The organism is Bacteroides sp. AF34-31BH (assembly GCF_003602795.1).
Classification (GTDB): Bacteria; Bacteroidota; Bacteroidia; order Bacteroidales; family Bacteroidaceae; genus Bacteroides; species Bacteroides uniformis.
In genome coordinates, this window is record NZ_QTLV01000002.1 from 109,640 (window position 1) to 131,592 (window position 21,953).

Sequence of the window (21,953 nt, forward strand, 5' to 3'; positions counted from 1 at the left end):
AAATGTACATACCATTATCGGAGGGTGAAATACTTAATAGTTGTTATACTGCGATGGCCAAATAGCTATTAATAGGTACTGTATTCCCTTATTCCGGCACATAGATAATCTCTCCATTTTCAAGCTGATAGGCAACTCCCACTTTCTTTCCTCTTTTACCGGAGGTCTTTTGGTCTTCGCTGGGAGTGTATTTCTTGATTTCCTGCCCTTCTTTGGTAATGATTTCCATATTTTCCTTTCCGGGATTCTTCACCATGGTGAAGTCTTCTTTAGAAAACATCTCCGTCATATTGAAGCGGGAGACGAGAGCCACCATCAAGGCTACGGCAAAGACCATCGCTACGTCAAAAAGATTGGCTACCGTACCCATGGGGTCGGAGTCCGAATCGCTGTGCAGTAATCTGTTTCTCTTACTCTTCATAGTTTTCGTATCGTTAGTCCGTTATTCCTTTTCGGCCGTTTGGCGGCTTATCACTTTGTACAGATATTCCAAGTCGTTCATTTCGCGGGCATACCAGCGTTGTTTCACTTGCAGGGTAATGACGCCGACAGCAGCAATGACCAGCCCTACCACTGTAGTGGCAAAAGCCACCTGCATATTGTAGGCCATGGAGGAGATGTCTCCTTGTGCCAGCCCCACCAGTGCGGGACCCATCGGGATGAGGGTACCCATCAGTCCCAACATGGGACCCAGTTTGATGAATGTACGCGAACGTCCCAACTCCTTCTCGGCTTCCATTTCATAGTTGGCAAGCAGGTGTTCGCAGTAGGCAGCGTCGTCCCAGTGTGCGGACAATTTGGACAAGTTGCGGAGGAGAGGGGAGTTGCCTGCCGATGGGAGTTGCTGCAGCAGTCCGTCTATATTCTCTGGGGTGATGTTCTCCAGTGTTTCAGTGAATTGCTTCTGTAATTTCATCCGCTGGTAGAACTCGCCGAAGAAACCTCCCGCAAGGATAATGGCACGTAGAAAGAATAGCAGCAGCAGGACTACGACGGGAACCAGCAGCCCGTTTGAAATCCAGAACAGTGTGTTTGAGATTGTTTCCATATATCTTTTTAGTTTTTAATTCTTTAATTTATTTCAATAGCCCGTAGCAATGATGCTCAATATAACAATGAAAATATTAACAATGAACAGTACTTCCAAGCGCAGTGGTTTATCACCGATAGCATGCCGCAGCAGAAGGCTCCCAGCACAAACTGCAAAGAAAGTAACACCGGCTGCTATCCATGAGAGACTGCCGAAATCTATTCCGGGAAAAGTGAAAAGCAGCAGTGCCAGGACATAGCATATTACTCCGCCTATCAGTATGCCGGGGTATAACTTCAGGAAGAGGGTGACCGCTTGTTTGAAGGCCGTGTTGCGGGTACGCATTTCTGCGAAACAGTCGAAACAGAAAGTTATCATTACGGCGGCTTCCAGAGTGACACATACCGACAAGTTCAACATCTGTGGACGGGAGGCAAAGAAAGCTGCCACCACGGTCTTGGACTGTTCCGTCATCCATGGAGTCACCAGCCACGCAAAAAAGGCACAGCCTGCGGCAACCGTCCACATTCCCCAGCGTGGATAGAACCCCACCTTTAATAGAAAATTGAGGGCAATGAATAGGGCTAACAGATGAATGACGTATTCCATAATACTCTGTTTCTATTTATTCTTTTTCCTTCTCTTCAACAGTACGACCAGTCCGATGAAGGTGATGACGACAAGACTGCCTGCAATCACTCCGTTCACTCTGTTCTTACGTACCGTTTGTTCGGAAGTCAGTTTGTGTTCTTTCAGTACGACATCCTTGCCATCGGTTGCGGATGCTTCGTGTACCTCCTTCATGTTCTGGGTATAGGTCTGCTTCTCGCTATTGTCCAACTGGTCGGCAATGAACGATTGGAGCTTGGCATTGTCACAAACGAACTCTGTGCAGGCGGCACCCTTCTCGCGTGTGATTTGTGCATGTAGGGAGGCGGTGGTTTTCAGTTGCTTATCGGATGCTTTCCAATAACCTTTGCGGGCACTTTCCAGCATGACGGCTGTCATAGCCTGGAATGCGGCGGGATTGACACGGAGGAAGTACTCGTGAATGCCCAGCTTATTCTCATCCTTTATATACATTCTATACAAGTCATTGAACAGTTCTTTGTCCATGGCCGACGGACGCATGACGTGCCAGCCGAAGATGTTGCGGAAGATTTCGCCGAACATCTGTGCCGAACCTTCCCCGCCTTTCATCCGCTCTTGTATAAAGGTAGGGTTCAAGATGGTGGAACGTGTCTCTACGGCAATGGCCTCTTTGGCATCCTGCATGCGGCGGTTAGTCCGGTTGCGGTAGTCTGCCATATAGGCATCCGGTTCTTTACCGGTCACGGTTTTGACGGTGAGCGAGAGTCCACCCGTAAATTCATATACATGATCCAGGGAGATGGGGCCCCACGTGTTACTTTGACGGGGCTGGATGACAACATCCGTTTCGGACAGTGCCGAGGCAAACAAACCTTCCTGGACGTCTCCCCAATTTCCGTCGTCCCCATAAGAGGCCCCCATATTGTTGAGGTATCCTTCGGCTATCTCCTTTTCGCTTTCCCACGAACCGCTGTGCTCGGTATAGGCCATCATACCGGTACTGTATCCGCTGTTGACCGGTCCGAATACACGCATCACAGACATTTCACGGGCACGTTTGGGGGAAGTTCCCTTTTCTACCAGTAATTTCTCCTGCAACAGTGTACCCGATGCCACATAGTTGGGATAGGTCTCATCTCCGGCTTCCGATGCCAGACGTATAGCATCGGTCAATAGTTTCAAGCGGGAACCGGCTATGTCGCGTAGCTGTCCGGACACTTGCACCAGCACATTGATACGCGGACGCCCCAGTTCTTCACTGGGCACCAGTTTCAGGTCAACCACTCTACCTTGGTCGTCGCGTACGGGTTCTACTCCCAACATCCAGAATACTTGGGCCAGCGTGGCTCCTTCCGTATTGATGAATTCGCCTGCCCAGAAGGTATAGCTTACTTTCCGAGGATATTCGCCGTGCTTGCTGATGTACTGTTTTAAAGTCGCTTCTGCCAATCGCTTTCCATCTTCCCAAGCCCTTGGGGTGGGAGTATTCTCGGCGTTGATGCTGTACATGTTGCGTCCGGTGGGCAGAACGTTCGGGTTCAGTACGGGGTCACCTCCCGGCGCAGGGAATACGGTTCCTCCGCTGAGTGCACGCACCATGGCATTCTGTTCGTTGACGGGGGAGGCAAGCAACTGTTCGCGATAGAGTAGGGCGGGGCGAAGCTCCGGTGCTACAGATGCAGTATCCTTGGGCAGATTCTGGAGTAAGGCGGTCAGTCTTTTCCTGGCGGCAGGCAAGTAGTGGTGGGCTATATAGGTGAAGTCTTGTAACTGCTCTGTGGTGATTTTGCCTTTATCGCGGTCCTTGCGGGCCGTTTCGTATGCCAGCGGGTCGGCAGCGACGGCGAGAGTGGTAGTCAGCAGGTCGCGGTCAGAATAAGGCTCGTTCATGGTGTAGTACGCACCCAGTATCTTTTCGTTGGCTATCTCTTCGGTGAAGGCATCCAGACGTTCCAACTCCTTGGTTGTGTAGGGGTCACTGGAGATGGAGTCGAGGTTGAGGTCGCGATGCAGTCCCAGACGCATGGCTTCTTTTTTGATACTTATTCCTAGGGTTCGGTGTTTTTCGGTACCTTCGTCCAGCACTTTGTGAATATCTTCGAGCAAGGCCAAATAGCGTTGGCGCATACCGCTCTCCACGTAGGGTGGAGTGAGATGGGTGACCAGTACGGCATGTGTCCGGCGTTTGGCAATGATACCCTCGCCTACGTTTCCGGTGGTATAGAAATAGAAGTGGGGGAGGTTACCAATCAGTACATCCGACCAGTCGGCCTGCGACTGTGCCACATTCTTTCCGGGCGTGTATTCCAAGTTGCCGTGGGTGCCGAAGTGAATCACTGCATCTGCCTTGAATCCTTTTTGCATATACAGATAAGGAGCCAGGTAGCTGTGGGGCGGCGCTACCGGCATTCCATGCACCAGTTTGAACTCATCATCTCCCAATGCCGGGCGGGGCTGGGGGAAGAGTAGGATATTGCCGAATTGCAGGCAGGTAATGGCAATACTGTCCTCTGTTACCAGCAGATTGCCGGGCGCATCTCCATATCTGTCTGTCACTTCCTGATATTTCTCGGGAAGGAGTACTTCGTGTGCCCATTGTTCGTATTGCTCGGTAGAAAGCCATATCGGGTGTGCCGTTTTCAAAAACTGTTCTTGTGCTCCTTTGGCATACGAACCCATGACGGCACCGTCACGATGTATCCGCTTGCCGAACTCCTCTACAGTAGCAGGCAGTCCACTGACGTCGTACCCTTCCGAACGCAGGCGTTTCAAGAAGTTATAGAGTGAAGGAATCACTTCCATACCGCTTGCCAGCAGGGCGTCTTTTCCCGGAGTCTTGAAGTAACAGATAGCAACGCGCTTTTCTTTGTTGGACATGTCTCTCAAGGACATGTACTTGGTAATATGGTCCACTACGGCATCTATCCGTTCATTTTCAGCGGTGTACAGATAGTATCCTTGTTTGTTTTCGTTTTGGGTAGCGATGCAGAGGGGTAGCATGCCTCCATCTATCTCAGGCACCACTACACGGGCGGTCAGTGTGCCACCGCTGACGGGGGTATCCGGGTCCAGCCATTCCTCGTGGGGCTGAATCAGCGGGAAGGGCATGAATAAAGGAATGTTTTCCTGGTGCAGCCAGTTGATGAGTGAGTCATTGCCCAGCCGTCCCATAGGCAGGTAGACTACTGCATCGGGATGGAGGGTACGTATCATATCGGCACGCGGTTGACCTCCGGCTGTGAAAGGATAGACATTGAAGCCTGCTTGTGTCAAGCACGTGATGAGGGAATCTACGTGGGCACGGTTTCCTTCCATCGGAAAGTTGAGTCCGGAAATCAGGGCAAGGTTGCGTCCGTCCTCATGGTAGAGATTTTTTTCTTTCAGATAGGCGGTCACCTCTTGCGGAGTACTGAAGTAGCGGCCGTATTCGCGGTGGTAGAACATGTTCTCCAGCAATGGGATGGGAGGCTCGTAATCCTGGTGTCCCCACCGGTGGGGAGTGGCGATGTGGCGCAGGTAGAGTAAGGCATTCCGGTAGTTGTGCTTGTTGCCGTTCTTGAGATACTCCCGTAGCGTATGCTGTTGTTCATTGGTAACATTGTGATTGAGGGAGAGGGTGAAATTTCGTAACGTATTCGTAAAGACCGGTACTCCGCTGGCACCCACCCGTTCCACTTCGGCAATCTGGCCGTCGTCAAGGTATAGCCCTCTGCTGTACATCACGATGGCATCATAGCCGGAAAGGTCCTTCACCTCTTCTTTTTTTATGCAGGTGACTTCTATCCGGGCGCAGTCATTGTTCAGGGCAATGTCGGCAGCTTGTGCCAGGGTTGCGTTGATAATAAGTATACGTGTAGGAGCAAGCCAGTACTGATAGGCCGCAAAGCTGCAGACAATCAATAGGGCTATGCTGCCGAGGAATATTCCAAGTCTTTTCTTATTCATACAAGTTTATTCTCGTTAATAGCGTTTTTGTCTTTTACAACATTTTCTTCTTATATAATTCACACTTAACGCCACACCCGTGATGCAAACGGCTGTACCTCCAAGCAGCAATACCCAAAGCACAGTCTTGCGCAGGGTGGCATTGGAGTTCAGACCGGGCAGACGCATGCGGTGCAGGGCTGTATAGCTCCAGTATTTCCAGCGGGAGGAGGTGTCTACATGGTGGATGATTCCCGTTTCCGGGTGAATGTAATAAACGCTCCGATCCGGGTCGTCCACCGTAATCTTCCAGACGGGAAGCTGGGGACGTCCGCGATACATATTGCTCATGTCGCGATAATAGGTCTCGAAATGTTCGAGCAGGGAGATATGTATGCCGGGGATATGTTGTGAAGAATCACGCTGGGAGGTATAAATGCTTTCCACGCCTTTCAGGATTTCTTCTTCGGAGAGTTGTAACGGACGCGGCAGGCTGTCGGCGGCATCGATGTAATACTCGTTTTTTCTATCTTTTACGATGTAGTAGGGATGTTCGCGGAAGTTGCGCCACTCTATCTGCAAAGCTTGGGGATAGGCGGCTATGACACGGCGGTAGTCCAAGGGGTAATCCTCCGGTTGTGGGGCACGGGCATGGAGCGTGCGTGTGGCACTGCCTTTCTTCAGTGCCGGTTTATGAATCCATTCGGGAATGTCTGCCAAAGACATCATGCCGCTGAAGGTGAAGGTCAGTACGAAGATGCCGAAAAATATTCCGCTGACGTAGTGCCAGTGATACCATCTTTTTCGGTAGGGGGAGAACTTGGGATGGCGGCTTCGGTGCGTCTTACGCCATACATCTACGGTCACCCAAATGCCGGCAATGACCATGAGACAACCCAGAGCTGTGAGCCAGATGACGGTCTTAGTCCAAAGGACGGTGTCCTGCCGCAGCCAGGTGAAGTATACCCAGTGGGGAATGGCACCCAGCCATGCCCAGAAGCGTTCGCTTCTGTTGGAGAACTGCAAGGCCTCACCGTTTTGTGAACTCAGATAGAGCTGTGTCCCGGCATCGTCGGCAAAGTATATTTTATAAATGGGCATTTCCTTTTTCAGTTCAGCGAAGGGAATCCATTGGTCCAGAGAGTGGAGGGTGTCGATACGGGTAATGGGAGAAGAACACCACAAAGCTGCTGTCCGGTGCAGGTGTTCACTGTCCAGAGAGGGTCGTGAGATGGTGGAATCGGCAAGGAAATGAAGCGTGCCTTTTGTGGTACTAAAGCTGAACTCGGGGTGTCCGGCATTGAGGTTCAGTATCGTAGACCTGACCTTTACGCCACGGGGCAGGCGGGCTGTGACGGAGGAGATGTCCGGAAGTGAGTCTCCGGTTTGGGAGAGCATATCCAGCTTTTGCATTTTCTCTTTGGCGCTGACACGGGGAAAGCGGTGGTACATCATCACGAAGGCGGAGAGGAACCACATGAGAAATAGGATACAGAGCAAAGTGCCCAGTATCCTATGAATAGAGTACATCAGTTTGGTGATAACATTCATTGTCGTTCGCGTTTTTCCTGCAAAAGTACAAGATGATTCAAGAACACTAAATACCCACTAATGGGTATATTATTCTGTGTCTTTTCCGGCAGCATAGGCCGCCTTCTTCGTCATGATGTCCAGCATGAGGTGCTTCAGTCCGAAACGGATATGGTCAATGAATATTTCTTGAATTTCCGGAATTTGTCCCAGTCCTTCCAGTTGTGCACTGACGGTGAAGCCTTCTTTCTCGAGCATTTCCTTCCACTCTCCGGCAATGTCGTTTTTGGCATGGTCTCCGGCAACAAACATGAAGGGTATGAGGGTCACACGTTTGGCTTTCCCGGCTTTCAGTTGTGCCAGCATGGTGTCAAAGGTTGGATAACCTTCGATGGTGCCCACATGGAAATTGGTCAGTCCGCCTGCTTTCAGCATATAGTCCATCTGACTGTAGATGGCGGTACTGGGGGTATAGGTGCCGTGGCCCACAAGGACGAAGTGTTCTTTGGTAGCTTTCTTGCTTTGTGCCGGGGCGTTGTAGCGGTTCCCCAGAATACTTGCCACTTTCTCTGCATCTTCGATAGAGTAGAGCAGGGGAGTACCTACGCGTATTTCCTTGAAGAAGGGCAGTGCGCTTTCCACATCCCGGAGGAGTGATTCCATTTCTACTCCGTCAATGATGTTGGTGCTCTGCACGATGAGGTGTGTGTAACCTTCGCTGCGCAGTTTCAGCATGGCATCCAGTGGAGTCAGCTTCGTGGTGCCGCGCTCTTTCAAGCGGCGGATAATGATGCGCGACGTATAGGCTTCTTGGAACTTCAACTCCGGGAAGGCAGCTTGTGCCTTGGCGTTGATGGCATCAATGGTGAGGGCACGGGTATCGTCATGCGTAGTGCCGAAGTGCACCATGAGCAGGGCGGCCTTGTCACCGGGTTTCATACTTGCAAGCATATCGCTGTGCTCGTAATTGCCTCCCCCGTGCGCATGGCAAAGGAGGGAGGTGCTTAGTAAAAGTAATAAAGAAAGAATCTTGTTCATAGATTATTTATCGTTTTCAATCGCTCTAAGCATATCGAAATAATAACCTTCGGCAATTTCTGCGCCTTTTTCTACTTTACCGGTTGCTATGTCATAGATGTAGATACAAGGATTGGCTTTTTCTGTATTAACGCCGATGTATGCCTTGCCGTCTACAATAGCGGTGCGTTGTGCAAATCGTCCGCCACTGTAAGGTATTTCTTGTCCGTTATAACTCAAGCGTTCTTGTGTTCCGGTATTGATGTTGATGATAGAATAATAGTGGCTGTAACTGTCGATGGCAGTACCGGCTGCATCATTACGTGCATACACGAGGGCTTTACCGTTACCCAGGTTTTGGATGGTGAGCAGTTTACCGTCGGCGTTGGGATATCCCTCATAGCTTGCATCGAAGTCTGTTTCACCTTTCCTGATGCGGAGCAGATGACCTTGTTCCATGTCATTGGCATCAGTGAATGCAGCCAAGTAGAGGTTACCGTCTGCATCATACATCACGCAACTTTGCATCAGTTCTCCGTAAGCGCTTCCCGCCATTTCTCCGGCAAGGGTGTTGACCTTGTTACTTTCCACCTTCATGTTCGAGGGATTAATAACTGCTGTCAGGAAGTTTGAGGTTGCTTTTCCACCTCTGCCTGATTTGTCTTTACCGAAGTAGAAGTAATATAGTTTACCGGCCTTTTCGTTGTAGGTCAGAATGCCGGAAGCTGTGAATACTTTTGCTCTTTCTGGCAAAGGAAGGTCCAGTGTTCCTTCGGCAAGGATACGCATGTCGTCAGCATTCAGCTTGGTCCAGATAACTTTGTCCGCATCACCATTGGCTGCCATGATAACCAGGGTATGGTCATCCAGCCAGGCATGTGTATAGCCGCGTACTTTGAAGGTATTCTGTACAAATGTTTGTTCTTGGACTATTTTGATGGAATTACCGGTTACCTGCAATTTCGTGAATCGGTCGTTTGAGTTAGGCACTTGATAATAGTATTTCCCTTTGACAATGGCTTCCATGGAATAAGTGTTATTTTCACTTCTGAACTCAACACCGTCATTCTTTATGTCAATGACTTCCATATCTGCTGTAAGGCTGTTTACACTTTTTACAATGGTACCGTCACCCTGGTTCATACCACCGTGTTTGCCGATAGTCATAAAAATATCAAAGTGATAATCGGAAAGTTCCGGTTGCGGGTCTGGATCCGGGGTGGGGGCTGGATCGTTGTTGTCGGAACATGCACTGAATGATAAGGTCATGGCTATGGCCATAAGGATACCGGATAAAAGATTTAGTCGTTTCATTTTAAATAAAATTAGTTAGTTGATGAATAATCTGAATTTGGCGAAGAATGCTCGTCCGGGCTTTTGCAGTTTATAGTTGTCATAGGCCAATTTGTCGAGTAGGTTCGAGCATTCCAGCGAAATATTGTATCGTCCTCGTTTCCATGAATAGGTGATGTCGGCATTGCAAATGTGCTGTGCCGGGATGCGTGCCTTGCTTTCGCGAGAGCCGTAGGCCTCCCATGTTAGGAAGAACCAGTGTACCCACTGATAACTGTACCCCAGCCGTAATTTGCTTTCGGGCAGAGCCACATTGTGGAAAAGATAGCTTGCTTCTGCACTTCCGAAAAGCCAGGGGCGGTTGGGTACCCGGTTGTTGTAGGTTGCAGAAGGTTTTCCGTCAGTCTTGTATCTGTTCTGGTCGCGTGCCTCTTGAAAACTGACATTGGTGGCAAGCTGTAACTTGCTTTGCCAGTCGTAACGTACTTCTCCTTCTATGCCCTTGATATGTACAGCCGGAACATTCTCATATTGCATCATACCTTCTTTGGTTTCTACGGTGGCTTGGATATAGTCGTCCACATAGCGTAGGAAACCGTTTGCTTCATAATAAAGTGTATGGCCGGGGGCGGGATGCCATGTGCCGAAGATGCCCAGATTGACGTTGTCACTGCTTTCGGGTTTCAAGGCTACATTGGCATATATGGTGGTACCGTTTCCCAATAATTCGCGGGCAAGGGGCAGCCGGACGCTGTGTTCATAGGAAATTTTAATGGATAAAGGTTCTATGGCTGTGTAGCGTGAACCGATACCGTAGCCCCAATACTTTTTGGTTATCGTCCCTTTTACATCCTTCGACCCGGTGATGCTGGATAAATCCGTTTGCCGGATATTCAGATGGTTGATGTAGTTCTTTACAAAAAAGGTATTGCTCATTTTTTCTTCGAGAAGGGATTGATTGTAGGAGAAGCCTGTCACATGTTTTGCCAGAATATCATTGGAGGCTTCAAAATCAGTATCCGCTTCATCATAGCGGTCATTGCCGATGCGGCTTAATAGATAGTTTAGGTTGAGGGAGTGATGGTTGTCCAACCGATAGTCCAAATTGGCGCGGCCAATGGTCAGGGGACGTTTGTAATGGCGCATCGAACGGCCCCGTCCTGTGATTTCGTTACGTGAGCTTACGATATAATCTCCGTTCCAGTCATACTTACGGTAGGCTGTATCTGTGGTCAATGAATGGTCCCAAGTGTGCGAGAGTGCGGCATTCAGCTGCATGTTCTTCCAAATGAAATTATGCTTTTGATAGCGGGCTGAAATGTTCCAGGCATCGGAGCCTCTTTCTGCCATTCCATATACCTTACTCTGTACAGAGCCTGTCTGCAACTCTTTGTCTACTTTGGAGTAAGAGGCGGAAACAAAAAAAGCATCTGCCCAGGACTTATTGGAAAAGCCGATTTCCATTTGTCCGAACAGTGAAAAATAGTCATCATGGAAGCGTCTACGGTCAGTCAGAATGTATTTGCGGCTGTCTTCATCCCAAATTTCTACATCTTTCATCATATAATCGTTTTTGGAGTAATTGACCCCAAAGGTAGGTTTAATGATCAGTCCGGTTCGAGGCTCTACAAACAGTGCATTCAAGTCTGCCTTGTGAGTATGGAAGGAACCGATACCGTAGGAGACATCCAGATAGTTCTTCTTCTCTTGCTTCGTAATGATATTGATGGCGCCTCCCAATGCATCTGTACCCAGACTGGCAGGTACTACTCCTTTATAAATTTCAATCCGGTCTATGATATTGACCGGCAGATTCGCCAATGAAACACCGCTGCCTTTTGTATCCAATGGTATTCCGTCCAGAAAATAACGTATGGAATTACCAGACATTCCATTGATGGAGAGGTCGAAGTCCGAGCCAACTCCGCCTTCCTCTCTCACCTTAATGCCCGTTGTACGGTTCACCAGGTCGTTGAGGTTATTCAGTGAGTTTACTATCGGCTTGATGTCGAGTGCATTGACAGCAAAGGCTCCTTCCTTCACTTTCTGCGTTTGGGTCTTTCCGTAAACCTCGACAGAACTCAGCGTTACGGCACTTTCCTGCAATGTAAAGTTCTGTTTTTTATCCTGCCGGATGTCGAGGGATTGTTTCACGGTTTGGTAGCCCAGGAAGGAGACGACGAAGGTATGTTTACCCGGAGCGACTTGCAGTGAATACTTCCCCCGGTCGTCCGTATAGGTGCCGGAGGTGGTGTTTTCCACAGCGATGGTGGCTTGGGCTATCGGTGTCCCGTGCTGGTCTATGACTTTTCCGGATAAGGTGACCTTATTTTGTGCCATACTACCTGCAGGAAGCAGGCAGATAAATGTAAATAGCAGTCCTGTGATGAATCTCATTTCAGTTCCTTATAAGCGTTCGTAACTTGCCCTCAAGGAAAAATGAACAAAGAGAAAGATTCCTTTATATGGATAAAGAATGCCTCGACTCAATGTTTTGTTGCTTTATTCCCCGAAAGCACTAAAACTATGTTGTCTTGGCAGGTCTTCTGACTTATCCCTCTTTGAATGCCTTCCCATCCGCCGGGCGGACAGTGGCTTGTAGAATATTCAAAGATTTTGGAAGGACTTACAGCAGCGGGTCTGTTCAGGATTTGCACCTGATTCCCTTTTTCATCACTCATCTCCAACAGAACCGGGAGAGGTGAAACCAAAACTGGGACAAAGATAACAAAAACTATTAGGTTTGCGAATACTCCTGATAATTTTTGTTATCTTTGCCCGCGAATTGGTTCCGGATGCATGTTTCCATCATCTGGATTAAAAGGGAATCGGGTGTAAATCCCGGACAGTCCCGCTGCTGTGAAGCTCCGTTTATATCATGAAAAACACCCTTGCCACTGATATGCATTGAAATATCGGGAAGGCTTCAGGATTAGGAGTCAGTCAGAAGACCTGCCATTCATTAAAGGCTGCCTTTGCTCGTGGGTTAGGAAGACAGTACGAAGATATTAGTTGAACATTTAAACAAGAAATGGAATGCCTTTGTTAAAGGTATGTCCGCATTGTGGTGTGACTATATATATCCTTTATATATTAAAGAAAAAGTAAAATGATTAAGAAAGTATTGATTGCCAACAGAGGTGAGATTGCCTTGCGCGTCATGCGTTCGTGCCGGGAGATGGGACTGCTTACGGTTGCGGTCTTCTCCGAGGCCGACCGCACCTCTCATCATGTGGCATATGCCGATGAGGCTTATCCGATAGGACCGGCCGTGGCAAAAGAGAGTTATCTGAATATTGAAAAAGTGATTGCCACGGCAAAGCGATGCGGTGCCGATGCCATCCATCCGGGTTACGGCTTTTTGTCGGAGAACTCGGAGTTTGCACGCCGTTGCAAGGAGGAAGGGATTATCTTTATCGGTCCCGCCGCCGAGACGATGGAGGCGATGGGCGACAAGATAGCTGCCCGCAAGCGAATGATTGCGGCAGGCGTACCCGTGGTTCCCGGAACGGAACAACCTTTGCAGAGTGCCGAAGAAGCCGTGCGCATCTGCAACGAGATAGGTTATCCCGTGATGCTGAAGGCGTCTATGGGTGGCGGTGGTAAAGGTATGCGCCTTATCCATAACGAGAGCGAAGTGGTGGAAGCCTACAACACGGCACGCTCCGAGTCCATGTCCTCCTTTGGAGACGACACGGTCTATCTGGAGAAGTTCGTGGAAGAACCCCACCACATCGAGTTCCAGATATTGGGCGACAACCACGGCAACGTCATCCACCTCTTCGACCGCGAATGCTCCGTGCAACGCCGCAACCAGAAGGTGGTAGAAGAAAGCCCGTCACCCTTCCTTACGCCGGAATTGCGCCGGGAGATGGGGGAGAAGGCGGTTGCCGCAGCCAAGGCAGTGAACTACTCCGGTGCAGGTACCATCGAGTTTCTGGTAGACAAGAACCGTCGGTTCTACTTCCTCGAAATGAATACGCGCTTGCAAGTGGAGCACCCCATCACGGAAGAAGTGGTAGGCGTGGACCTGGTGAAAGAGCAAATCCGCATTGCTAACGACGAGGTGCTGCACCTCAAGCAGGAGGAACTGTTCCAGCGCGGCCATGCTATAGAGTGCCGCATCTGTGCCGAAGATACGGAAAACAACTTCATGCCGTCTCCCGGTGTCATCAAGCAACTGACGGAGCCGAACGGAATCGGTGTGCGTATAGACAGCTATGTGTACGACGGCTATGAGATTCCCATCTACTACGACCCTATGATAGGTAAGCTCATCGTATGGGCAACCACCCGCCAGTATGCCATCGAGCGTATGCGCCGTGTGCTCTACGAGTACAAGATTACGGGCGTAAAGACCAACCTTGCCTATCTGAAGCGCATCATGCACGTGCCCGACTTTGTGAAGGGAGAGTACAACACCCTCTTTATCGAGAAGAACGCCCGCATGCTGGTACGCACCAACACTGCCAACGAAGAGTTGGAGAACATAGCCATGATAGCTGCCTATATGGACTATCTGGTTAATCTGGAGGAGAATGTTTCGGCACAGCTACCCGATGCCCGCCCCATCAGCCGTTGGAGGGAATTTGGCTTGCAGAAGGGAGTGCTCAGGATTTAAGGAATGGATAATTGATAATGGATAATTGATAATGGATAATTAATAATGGAAATACATATAGGAGACCGTATCGCAGACATTACCCTGGTGGGTAAGGAAGGGAATAAGGTACAACTTACCATTGACGGAAAGCCCTACGAAGTGGACATTGTGATGGCAGAGAACGGAAGTTGCTCCATCCTGCACAACGGAAACTCGTTCAACGCAGGCCTTGTGCGCGGCGAGGGCGGCAAGAGTTATGACATCAGCATGCTCCAGCGTTCCTTTCATGTGGACATCGTGGACACGCAAGCCAAGTATCTGCACATGAAGAAAGGAGCCGACGAGAAGCAGGGCGACAAGATTCTGGCGCCGATGCCGGGCAAGGTAGTGAGCATCCCCGTCAAGGTGGGCGACCGACTGGCTGCCGGAGACATTGCCGTGGTGCTGGAAGCCATGAAGATGCAGAGTAACTATAAGGTAAATGCCGACTGCATCGTCCGCAACATCCTCGTGGGCGAGGGCGAACCGGTAAATGCCAACCAAGTATTGATTGAATTGGAGTTGATAAAGGAGGAATAATCCCGAGTCGCATTCAGTCCGTATATTATAAATCACTAAATTGTAAATGCAAATATGAACAGAGAAGAAATATACCGCCAGTTTGAGGAACTGGATAAACGTGCCTCGCTGGGTGGGGGCGTAGACAAGATAGAGAAACAACACGCCTCCGGCCGCATGACTGCCCGCGAACGTATTGACATGCTGCTGGACAAAGGCTCGTTCAATGAGCTGGACAAGTTCGTGAACCACCGTTGCACCAACTTCGGCATGGAGAAGAAACAGATTGCCGGAGACGGCATGGTGTCCGGTTACGGAAAGATAGACGGCCGCCTTGTATTTGTCTATGCCTACGACTTCACGGCGCATGGCGGTTCGCTCAGCGAGACGAATGCCGCAAAGATTGTAAAGGTGCAGCAGCTTGCCCTGAAGAACGGTGCTCCCGTCATTGCCCTCAACGATTCGGGCGGCGCACGCATCCAGGAAGGTGTGAACAGCTTGGCAGGCTATGCCTCCATCTTCTATCAGAACACCATTGCGTCGGGTGTCATTCCGCAGATATCCGCCATTCTGGGGCCGTGTGCCGGTGGGGCATGCTACTCTCCGGCGCTTACCGACTTTATCTTCATGGTAAAGGAGCAGAGCCACATGTTTATCACCGGTCCGGACGTGGTAAAGACCGTGACCCACGAGGAGGTGGACAAGGAGGAACTGGGCGGTGCCTATACGCATAGCAGCAAGAGCGGCGTTACCCACTTCATGTGCAATACGGAGGAGGAGACACTGATGAGCATCCGCGAGCTGCTGAGCTTCCTGCCGTCCAACAATATGGAGGATGCTCCCTTCACTCCCTGCTCCGACGATATCCATCGCCGGGTAGAGACGCTTCAGACCGTCATCCCCGAAGACCCGAACATGCCTTATGACATCAAGGATATTATAGAACCGGTGCTGGACAACCAGTACTTCTTCGAAGTGATGCCTCACTTTGCCAAGAACGTCGTTATCGGTTTCGGTCGTCTGAACGGGCGTTCGGTAGGTATCGTGGCAAACCAGCCTGCCTATTTGGCGGGTGTGCTCGATATTGATGCCAGCGACAAGGCGGCACGTTTCATTCGTTTCTGCGACTGCTTCAACATCCCGCTGATAACCTTCGAAGATGTTCCCGGCTTCTTGCCCGGAACGATGCAGGAGCACAACGGCATCATCCGCCACGGCGCCAAGATTGTCTATGCCTATGCCGAGGCCACCGTGCCCAAGATAACGCTGATTACCCGCAAGGCATACGGTGGCGCCTACATCGTGATGTCCAGCAAACCGACGGGTGCCGACGTGAACCTGGCTTATCCGCAGGCGGAAATCGCCGTGATGGGTGCCGAGGGTGCGGTGAACATCCTCTACCGTAAGTCCTCTGCCGAAGAGAAGCAGGAGATTATCAAGGAGTACGAAAGCAAGTTCTCCAACCCTTACCGCGCTGCCGAGCGTGGCCTCATAGACGAGGTCATCATGCCGCGCGATACCCGCTACAAGCTAGTGCAGGCATTGGAGATGGCGCACAACAAGAATCAGAGCAATCCACCGAAAAAGCACGGCAACATGCCTTTATAATAGTAGTTATTTTTTATGTGTGAAATGCGTATCCCCGGAGAAGTGATTTCTGTGGGGATACACTTTTTAAATAGAGAATTAAGAATTAAACAATAAGGCTGAAAAGTAAAAACTAAAGATAGAAACTATGGAACTATTAAGAAACCTCTTTGAGGGTTATCCCAACCTTTGGGGCGGAGGAGTGGCACACTCTGTCTTGATTCTGTCCCTGGTCATCACCTTCGGTATCATGCTGGGCAAGTTGAAGGTGGCGGGTATCTCGCTGGGTGTCACCTGGATTTTGTTTGTGGGCATTGTCTTCGGACATTTCGACATGAACCTCGACGAACATCTGCTGCACTTCCTGAAGGAGTTCGGCTTGATACTGTTTGTCTATTCCATCGGTCTACAAGTGGGACCGGGATTCTTCTCCGCTTTCAAGAAGGGTGGACTTACGCTGAACATGGTAGCAATGCTTTCCGTCTTCCTCAGCGTGGTTATCACCATTGTATTGCACTTTGCCACCGGAATTCCCATTACTACGATGGTGGGTATCTTGTCCGGAGCCGTGACCAATACCCCCGGTCTGGGTGCTGCCCAGCAGGCAAACAGTGACCTCAACGGGGTGGATGCTCCGGAAATCGCACTCGGATATGCCGTTGCCTATCCGTTGGGTGTAGTGGGCTGCATCCTGGCGCTGCTAGCCTTGAAGATTTTCATGCGGATTAACACCCAAAAAGAAGAGGAGGATGCCGAGCACGGGCTGGGTCATCTGCAGGAGCTGACCGTGCGTCCCATATCGGTAGAGATACGCAATGAGGCAATAGACGGCAAGCGGATCAGAGATGTGAAACCATTGTTGAACCGTGCGTTTGTCATCTCCCGCATCCGGCACACCGGCAGTCAGGAAACAGAACTGGCGAATGCCGATACAGTGCTGCACATGCAGGATGAAATTCTGTTCATTGCCAACCCGAAAGATGTGGAGGCCATTGTTGCCTTCTTCGGAAGAAAAATTTCGGTGGAGTGGGAACGGGAGGACAAGAACTTGATTTCACGCCGCATCCTCATCACCAAGCCGGAACTGAACGGCAAGTCTCTGTCTCAGCTCAAGATACGTAACAACTTCGGTGCCTGCATCACCCGTATCAACCGTTCGGGCGTGGATCTGGTGGCAACTCCCCACTTGCAGTTGCAGATGGGAGACCGTGTGACGATTGTAGGCAGTGAGCTTGCCGTGAGCCATGCGGAGAAGGTATTGGGAAACTCGCTGAAGCGTCTCAACCATCCCAACTTGATTCCTATCTTCCTGGGTATTGCCCTGGGATGTATCTTGGGCAGTCTGCCGTTCATGTTCCCTGGCATTCCCCAACCCGTGAAACTGGGACTGGCCGGTGGACCGTTGGTGGTTTCCATTCTCATCAGCCGTTTCGGGCCTCAATATAAGCTGATAACCTACACGACGATGAGCGCCAATCTGATGATACGCGAAATCGGTATAGCTTTGTTCCTGGCCTGCGTGGGTTTGGGTGCAGGAAAGGGATTCATCGATACCATTATCTACGAAGGCGGCTATGTGTGGATTGGCTATGGGGCCATCATCACGGTCGTTCCGTTGCTGGTGACAGGATTCATGGGGCGCTATTTCTGGAAGCTGAACTACTATACGCTGATAGGTGTGCTGTCCGGAGCTAACACCAATCCGCCTGCATTGGCCTATTCCTCGGACTTGACATCCTGCGATGCCCCTGCGGTGGGATACGCCACAGTCTATCCGCTGGCTATGTTCCTGCGGGTGCTGACGGCTCAGTTGCTGATACTGGCGTTGGCGTAGTTTTACCATAGATAATCTATGGTACATAGGTTGATTTGATAACAAGTAATGTAAAGGGAGCTAACAAGTAATGTTAGGCTGCTTTACATTACTTGTTATTTTTGTTTGTAGTATTCCTCCGCTTGTGCCAGTGTCTCCGGTTTGCCGATGTCGAACCAGCGGAATCCTTGCAGCGGATAGCCTTGTATGTGCACCTTTGTGCAGGCGGACAAGTAGAAAGGAATGATGGAGAACTTGCCGTTCCACTGCCCATCGTCCATCAGGTGGAAGAGGGAGGGGGAGATGATGTGGATACCTCCGAAGGCGAGTTCCCGGTACTTCGTTTCCCGGTAGTCGAAGCCTGCCGGTTTCACCTCTCCGGTGGACTTGTTTATCCAGCCGTGCAGGTGGTAGTCGTCGTCAAAAAGGAGATAGCGGGAAGTCTTGCGCTCGCTCACAAGCAGGGTAGACTCCGCATCGCTCTCCAGATGGTGGCGGTAGAGACCTGCAAGGTCAATGTCCGTCAGAATATCCGCGTTGTGCACCAGGAAAGGTTCTTGTCCGTCCAGAAAGGGGCGTGCCTTTTTGATGCCTCCTCCGGTGTCGAGCAGCATGCCGCGTTCGTCGCTGATGTGAATCTCCGTGCCGAAGTTATTGTGGGCACGGAGGAAGTCGATAATCTGCTCCCCGAAGTGGTGGATATTGACCGTTATCTCGTTGAATCCTGCTTCCTTCAACCGCAGTATCACCCGTTCCAGCATGGGCTTTCCTGCTACGGGAACGAGGGCCTTGGGCATGTTGTCCGTCAAGGGGCGCAACCGGGTGCCCAGGCCGGCGGCGAAAATCATGGCTTTCATATTGGCATATTCTCACATTAGCACATTAAACTTTGGCCTTAAACGTCTGTTCAATATTCTGTTCTCTATGTATCAGGTTCACTTGCACGCCGAACTTCTTGTGCAGATGTTCCGCCAGGTGTTGTGCCGAGTACACGGAGCGGTGCTGTCCGCCGGTGCAGCCGAAGCAGACAGACAGATTGGTGAAGCCGCGTTCCATGTAGCGCTTCACGGAAGCGTCGACAAGGGCGTAGGCATGCTCCAGGAATACGGCTATCTCGCCGTCGTCTTCCAGGAAGCGGATAACGGGTTCGTCCAGTCCCGTGAAGGGTTTGTAACGCTCGTACTTGCCGGGGTTGTTCACAGCGCGGCAGTCAAAGACGAAACCTCCTCCGTTGCCCGTGGAATCTTCGGGGATACCTTTTTTGTAGGCAAAGCTGGTGACTTTCACCACGAGGCGACGCTTTTGCAGGTCGTCTGTAAACTGTTTCAGATCGGTGAGTTCGCGCAGAATCCGGCAGAGGTAGGGATATTCTGGATAAGGTTCTTGGAGCAGTTGGCGAAGGTTCTCGATGGCGAAGGGGACACTTTGTATGAAGTGGGGCTTCTTCTCGAAGTAACCGCGGAAACCGTAGGCACCCAGCACCTGCATGGTGCGGAACAATACGAAGTGGCGAAGCTGGGCATAGAAATAAGCCTCGTCCACGGGCTGGTACTTGCGCAGGGCGTCGATGTATTCCTTCAGCAACTCTTGGCGCAGGCTGTCGGGATAGTTTGCTTTGGCCTGCCACAAGAAGGAGGCAACGTCGTAGTAGACCGGACCTTTGCGTCCGCCCTGGAAGTCGATGAGCCACGGTTCGCCATCCTTTATCATAACGTTACGGCTCTGGAAGTCGCGGTACATGAAGGTGGCGGAGCTGCTACGGAGCAACACGTCTGCCATCTTCTGGAAGTCGTCCTCCAGCCGGTCTTCCTGAAAGTCCATCCCCGTAGCCTTGAGGAAGCAGTATTTAAAGTAGTTCAGGTCCCACAGAATGCTGCGGCTGTTGAACTCTGCCTGCGGGTAGCAGTAGGAGAAGTCCATGCCGTCGGCTCCGGCAAACTGCACGGCGGGCAGCAGACGGATGGTCTTGCGCAGTAACTGCTTCTCATCCTCACCGAATACGCTGGTCTTGCGGCCTTTCTCGATGGCATTGAATAGGAGCGAGTCGCCCAGGTCTTCTTGCAGATAATAGATATCATCTTCGGAGCGGATGAACACTTGCGGTACGGGCAGTCCTTTCTGGCGGAAATGTTCTGCCATGTAGAGGAAGGCGCGGTTCTCCTCCACAGACTCTCCGCTGACACCGATAAGTGTAGGACTTCCGATGAGGCGGAAGTAACGGCGGTTGGAGCCGGAGGAGGGGAGTTCGTCAATCTGTTCCGGTTCGTGTCCGGTATGTGCGATGTAGAGTTTCTTAAGTTCTTCGGTTATCATGGTGGTATGTTTTATTTTCGCAGCTAAGATAAAACTTTTGTCGGAGATATGCTTATCTTTGCACGTTGAAAATGTACTAATGTGCCAATATGCCAATGTGCCAATGACCTGCGGCATGGGGAAGTAGCGCAAGTATAGCGCAGCCGATTAGCACATTGGCACATTAAATCATTAGCACATTAATTATGCGTTCCATCCCTCAGTTTCTCATAGCCGCCCCTACATCGGGCAGTGGAAAGACCACCGTCAGTCGTGGACTGATGGCATTGTTTGTGAAGAAAGGTCTGAAGGTGCAGCCTTTCAAATGCGGCCCCGATTATATAGATACCAAGTATCACGAGGCGGTATGCGGCCGTCCTTCCATCAATCTGGATACTTTCATGGCATCTCCGGAGCACGTAGGCGGTCTGTATGCACGCTATTCGGCGGATGCGGATGTTGCCGTGGTCGAGGGGATGATGGGCATGTACGACGGGTACGACCGCGACCGGGGCTCGTCGGCAGAAGTGGCTCGGCTCTTGGGTATTCCTGTGGTGCTGGTGGTTGATGCCAAGTCGGCTGCCTATTCCATGGCTCCTTTGTTGTCGGGGTTCATCAATTTCCGTCCGGATATACGTATTGCGGGAGTTATCTTCAATCGTGTCGGCTCACCCCACCACTACCGGATGCTGCAGGAGGTCTGTGAAGACTTGAACGTGACTTGTCTGGGCTATCTGCCCAAACGGAAGGAACTGGAGCAGGAGTCACGCCATCTGGGGCTGGATTTCAGCCGTTCTAAGGAGACGGAGGGGCTGGACATGCTGGCAGGCTTGCTGGAGGAACATGTGGACTGGGAACTGCTGCTCTCGACAATCGGGCTTCCATTGCCTGCGGCGGCTGTGGAGGAGAAGTCGGTACTATCAGAGCCGGGGAAGCTGCATATCTCGGTAGCGCGCAACGAAGAGTCCTTTTCCTTCCTCTATGCGGAGCATCTGGATATTCTGCGCCGTATGGGCACGGTCACTTTCTTCAATCCGGAGCAGGACCGGGCTATTCCGCAAGAGACGGATTTGCTCTATCTGCCCGGCGGCTATCCCGAGAACCGTCTGGAGGAACTTGCCGGGGCAAGGCTTGCCAGGGAGTCTATCCGCAGCTATATAGAGGCCGGTGGCAGGACGCTGGCAGAATGCGGGGGGATGATATATCTTTCGCAGTTCGTTCTTTCTGATGGGGATACGGACGGGGGAAGCGCCGGGAACTGTGTAGGCAATATTGGAAATGAGATGGTAGGAGTATTGCCTTTCAGCATTACGAACGAGCGTAAACGCAGGAAATTGACATTGGGATACCGCCGGTTCGACTATAACGGATGGCGGCTTAAAGGACACGAATTCCATTATACGCAGTTTGCCGTGCCCGAAACTGATGGAAAAGAAGGTGGTGCGTGCAGTCTTCCTCCCTCGATAGCGCAGGTCTACAATGCCAAAGGAGGGAAGGTAACCACTCCCGTCTTTCGCTATAAGAACCTGATAGCCAGTTATACGCATCTGTATTGGGGCGAGGTGGATGTGATGGCTTTGTTCGGTGAACTCTAATCTTGTAGAACCTCCTCTGAAACCGGTTTGTTTTAGTGAACAAATTTATTTATCCTTATATATTCTTTATAATTTTCTTATATAATTTACTTTGTACTCATAAATTTTTCCCATCAACGT

At 50.7% G+C, this 21,953-nt stretch carries 15 protein-coding genes and 2 riboswitches; of the genes, 5 read left to right on the plus strand and 10 right to left on the minus strand.

What is annotated here, in order from left to right; translation table 11 throughout:
* Window positions 1-88: 88 nt before the first annotated feature.
* The 8 genes from DWZ67_RS04025 to DWZ67_RS04060 form a co-directional block, all read right to left on the minus strand.
* Window positions 89-421, minus strand: a complete 333-nt coding sequence (locus DWZ67_RS04025) for a DUF2149 domain-containing protein (protein WP_005829376.1) — start codon at window positions 419-421, stop codon at window positions 89-91.
* Window positions 422-442: 21 nt separating this feature from the next.
* Window positions 443-1,048 (minus strand): MotA/TolQ/ExbB proton channel family protein, encoded by a 606-nt coding sequence (locus tag DWZ67_RS04030; protein WP_022401019.1) that lies wholly within the window; start codon window positions 1,046-1,048, stop codon window positions 443-445.
* Window positions 1,049-1,081: 33 nt separating this feature from the next.
* Window positions 1,082-1,639 carry a hypothetical protein gene (locus DWZ67_RS04035; protein WP_087332496.1) on the minus strand — a complete coding sequence of 186 codons (558 nt, stop codon included), beginning with the start codon at window positions 1,637-1,639 and terminating at the stop codon, window positions 1,082-1,084.
* A 12-nt stretch (window positions 1,640-1,651) separates the two neighbouring features.
* Entirely contained in the window at window positions 1,652-5,566 is a 3,915-nt protein-coding gene (locus DWZ67_RS04040) for a cobaltochelatase subunit CobN (protein ID WP_120138167.1), read from the minus strand.
* A gap of 15 nt (window positions 5,567-5,581) precedes the next feature.
* The gene (locus DWZ67_RS04045; RefSeq protein WP_057087696.1) at window positions 5,582-7,096 is read right to left on the minus strand and encodes a PepSY domain-containing protein; all 1,515 of its coding nucleotides are present in this window, start codon (window positions 7,094-7,096) and stop codon (window positions 5,582-5,584) included.
* 69 nt (window positions 7,097-7,165) lie between these two features.
* The gene (locus DWZ67_RS04050) at window positions 7,166-8,113 is read right to left on the minus strand and encodes a sirohydrochlorin cobaltochelatase (RefSeq protein WP_120138169.1); all 948 of its coding nucleotides are present in this window, start codon (window positions 8,111-8,113) and stop codon (window positions 7,166-7,168) included.
* Window positions 8,114-8,116: 3 nt separating this feature from the next.
* Window positions 8,117-9,406, minus strand: coding sequence for a hypothetical protein (locus DWZ67_RS04055; protein WP_120138171.1), 1,290 nt, complete (start codon window positions 9,404-9,406; stop codon window positions 8,117-8,119).
* Window positions 9,407-9,421: 15 nt separating this feature from the next.
* The gene (locus DWZ67_RS04060; protein ID WP_120138173.1) at window positions 9,422-11,782 is read right to left on the minus strand and encodes a TonB-dependent receptor; all 2,361 of its coding nucleotides are present in this window, start codon (window positions 11,780-11,782) and stop codon (window positions 9,422-9,424) included.
* 121 nt (window positions 11,783-11,903) lie between these two features.
* Window positions 11,904-12,112: riboswitch (cobalamin riboswitch) on the minus strand.
* Window positions 12,113-12,154: 42 nt separating this feature from the next.
* A riboswitch (cobalamin riboswitch) is annotated at window positions 12,155-12,360 on the plus strand.
* Window positions 12,361-12,494: 134 nt separating this feature from the next.
* Here DWZ67_RS04060 and accC point away from each other — a divergent pair.
* The 4 genes from accC to DWZ67_RS04080 all read left to right on the plus strand — a co-directional run bounded on the left by accC (window position 12,495) and on the right by DWZ67_RS04080 (window position 17,967).
* Entirely contained in the window at window positions 12,495-14,006 is a 1,512-nt protein-coding gene (accC, locus tag DWZ67_RS04065; RefSeq protein WP_005829359.1) for an acetyl-CoA carboxylase biotin carboxylase subunit, read from the plus strand.
* 45 nt (window positions 14,007-14,051) lie between these two features.
* Complete coding sequence (locus DWZ67_RS04070) at window positions 14,052-14,567, plus strand: biotin/lipoyl-containing protein (RefSeq protein WP_005829357.1); 516 nt, start codon at window positions 14,052-14,054, stop codon at window positions 14,565-14,567.
* A 54-nt stretch (window positions 14,568-14,621) separates the two neighbouring features.
* On the plus strand, window positions 14,622-16,154 hold the full coding sequence (locus DWZ67_RS04075) for an acyl-CoA carboxylase subunit beta (RefSeq protein ID WP_044467659.1): 1,533 nt from the start codon (window positions 14,622-14,624) through the stop codon (window positions 16,152-16,154).
* Between the two features lie 127 nt (window positions 16,155-16,281).
* On the plus strand, window positions 16,282-17,967 hold the full coding sequence (locus DWZ67_RS04080) for a putative transporter (protein ID WP_009038541.1): 1,686 nt from the start codon (window positions 16,282-16,284) through the stop codon (window positions 17,965-17,967).
* A gap of 95 nt (window positions 17,968-18,062) precedes the next feature.
* On the opposite strand, the gene DWZ67_RS04085 is transcribed toward DWZ67_RS04080, so the two are convergent.
* Window positions 18,063-18,803 (minus strand): nucleotidyltransferase family protein, encoded by a 741-nt coding sequence (locus tag DWZ67_RS04085; protein WP_120138175.1) that lies wholly within the window; start codon window positions 18,801-18,803, stop codon window positions 18,063-18,065.
* A gap of 25 nt (window positions 18,804-18,828) precedes the next feature.
* Complete coding sequence (locus DWZ67_RS04090) at window positions 18,829-20,259, minus strand: phosphotransferase (RefSeq protein ID WP_120138177.1); 1,431 nt, start codon at window positions 20,257-20,259, stop codon at window positions 18,829-18,831.
* 185 nt (window positions 20,260-20,444) lie between these two features.
* Between DWZ67_RS04090 and DWZ67_RS04095 the strand changes: the two genes are divergently transcribed.
* Complete coding sequence (locus DWZ67_RS04095; RefSeq protein ID WP_120138179.1) at window positions 20,445-21,833, plus strand: cobyrinate a,c-diamide synthase; 1,389 nt, start codon at window positions 20,445-20,447, stop codon at window positions 21,831-21,833.
* Window positions 21,834-21,953 lie beyond the last annotated feature (120 nt).

What these genes read in the sequence shown, in the direction of transcription:
- DWZ67_RS04055 (WP_120138171.1), bottom strand. Translation starts at nt 9,406, where the DNA reads ATGAAACGACTAAATCTTTTATCCGGTATCCTTATGGCCATAGCCATG.
- DWZ67_RS04075 (WP_044467659.1), top strand. Translation starts at nt 14,622, where the DNA reads ATGAACAGAGAAGAAATATACCGCCAGTTTGAGGAACTGGATAAACGT.
- DWZ67_RS04025 (WP_005829376.1), bottom strand. Translation starts at nt 421, where the DNA reads ATGAAGAGTAAGAGAAACAGATTACTGCACAGCGATTCGGACTCCGAC.
- DWZ67_RS04095 (WP_120138179.1), top strand. Translation starts at nt 20,445, where the DNA reads ATGCGTTCCATCCCTCAGTTTCTCATAGCCGCCCCTACATCGGGCAGT.
- DWZ67_RS04030 (WP_022401019.1), bottom strand. Translation starts at nt 1,048, where the DNA reads ATGGAAACAATCTCAAACACACTGTTCTGGATTTCAAACGGGCTGCTG.
- DWZ67_RS04045 (WP_057087696.1), bottom strand. Translation starts at nt 7,096, where the DNA reads ATGAATGTTATCACCAAACTGATGTACTCTATTCATAGGATACTGGGC.
- DWZ67_RS04070 (WP_005829357.1), top strand. Translation starts at nt 14,052, where the DNA reads ATGGAAATACATATAGGAGACCGTATCGCAGACATTACCCTGGTGGGT.
- DWZ67_RS04060 (WP_120138173.1), bottom strand. Translation starts at nt 11,782, where the DNA reads ATGAGATTCATCACAGGACTGCTATTTACATTTATCTGCCTGCTTCCT.
- DWZ67_RS04050 (WP_120138169.1), bottom strand. Translation starts at nt 8,113, where the DNA reads ATGAACAAGATTCTTTCTTTATTACTTTTACTAAGCACCTCCCTCCTT.
- accC (WP_005829359.1), top strand. Translation starts at nt 12,495, where the DNA reads ATGATTAAGAAAGTATTGATTGCCAACAGAGGTGAGATTGCCTTGCGC.
- DWZ67_RS04085 (WP_120138175.1), bottom strand. Translation starts at nt 18,803, where the DNA reads ATGAAAGCCATGATTTTCGCCGCCGGCCTGGGCACCCGGTTGCGCCCC.
- DWZ67_RS04040 (WP_120138167.1), bottom strand. Translation starts at nt 5,566, where the DNA reads ATGAATAAGAAAAGACTTGGAATATTCCTCGGCAGCATAGCCCTATTG.
- DWZ67_RS04090 (WP_120138177.1), bottom strand. Translation starts at nt 20,259, where the DNA reads ATGATAACCGAAGAACTTAAGAAACTCTACATCGCACATACCGGACAC.
- DWZ67_RS04035 (WP_087332496.1), bottom strand. Translation starts at nt 1,639, where the DNA reads ATGGAATACGTCATTCATCTGTTAGCCCTATTCATTGCCCTCAATTTT.
- DWZ67_RS04080 (WP_009038541.1), top strand. Translation starts at nt 16,282, where the DNA reads ATGGAACTATTAAGAAACCTCTTTGAGGGTTATCCCAACCTTTGGGGC.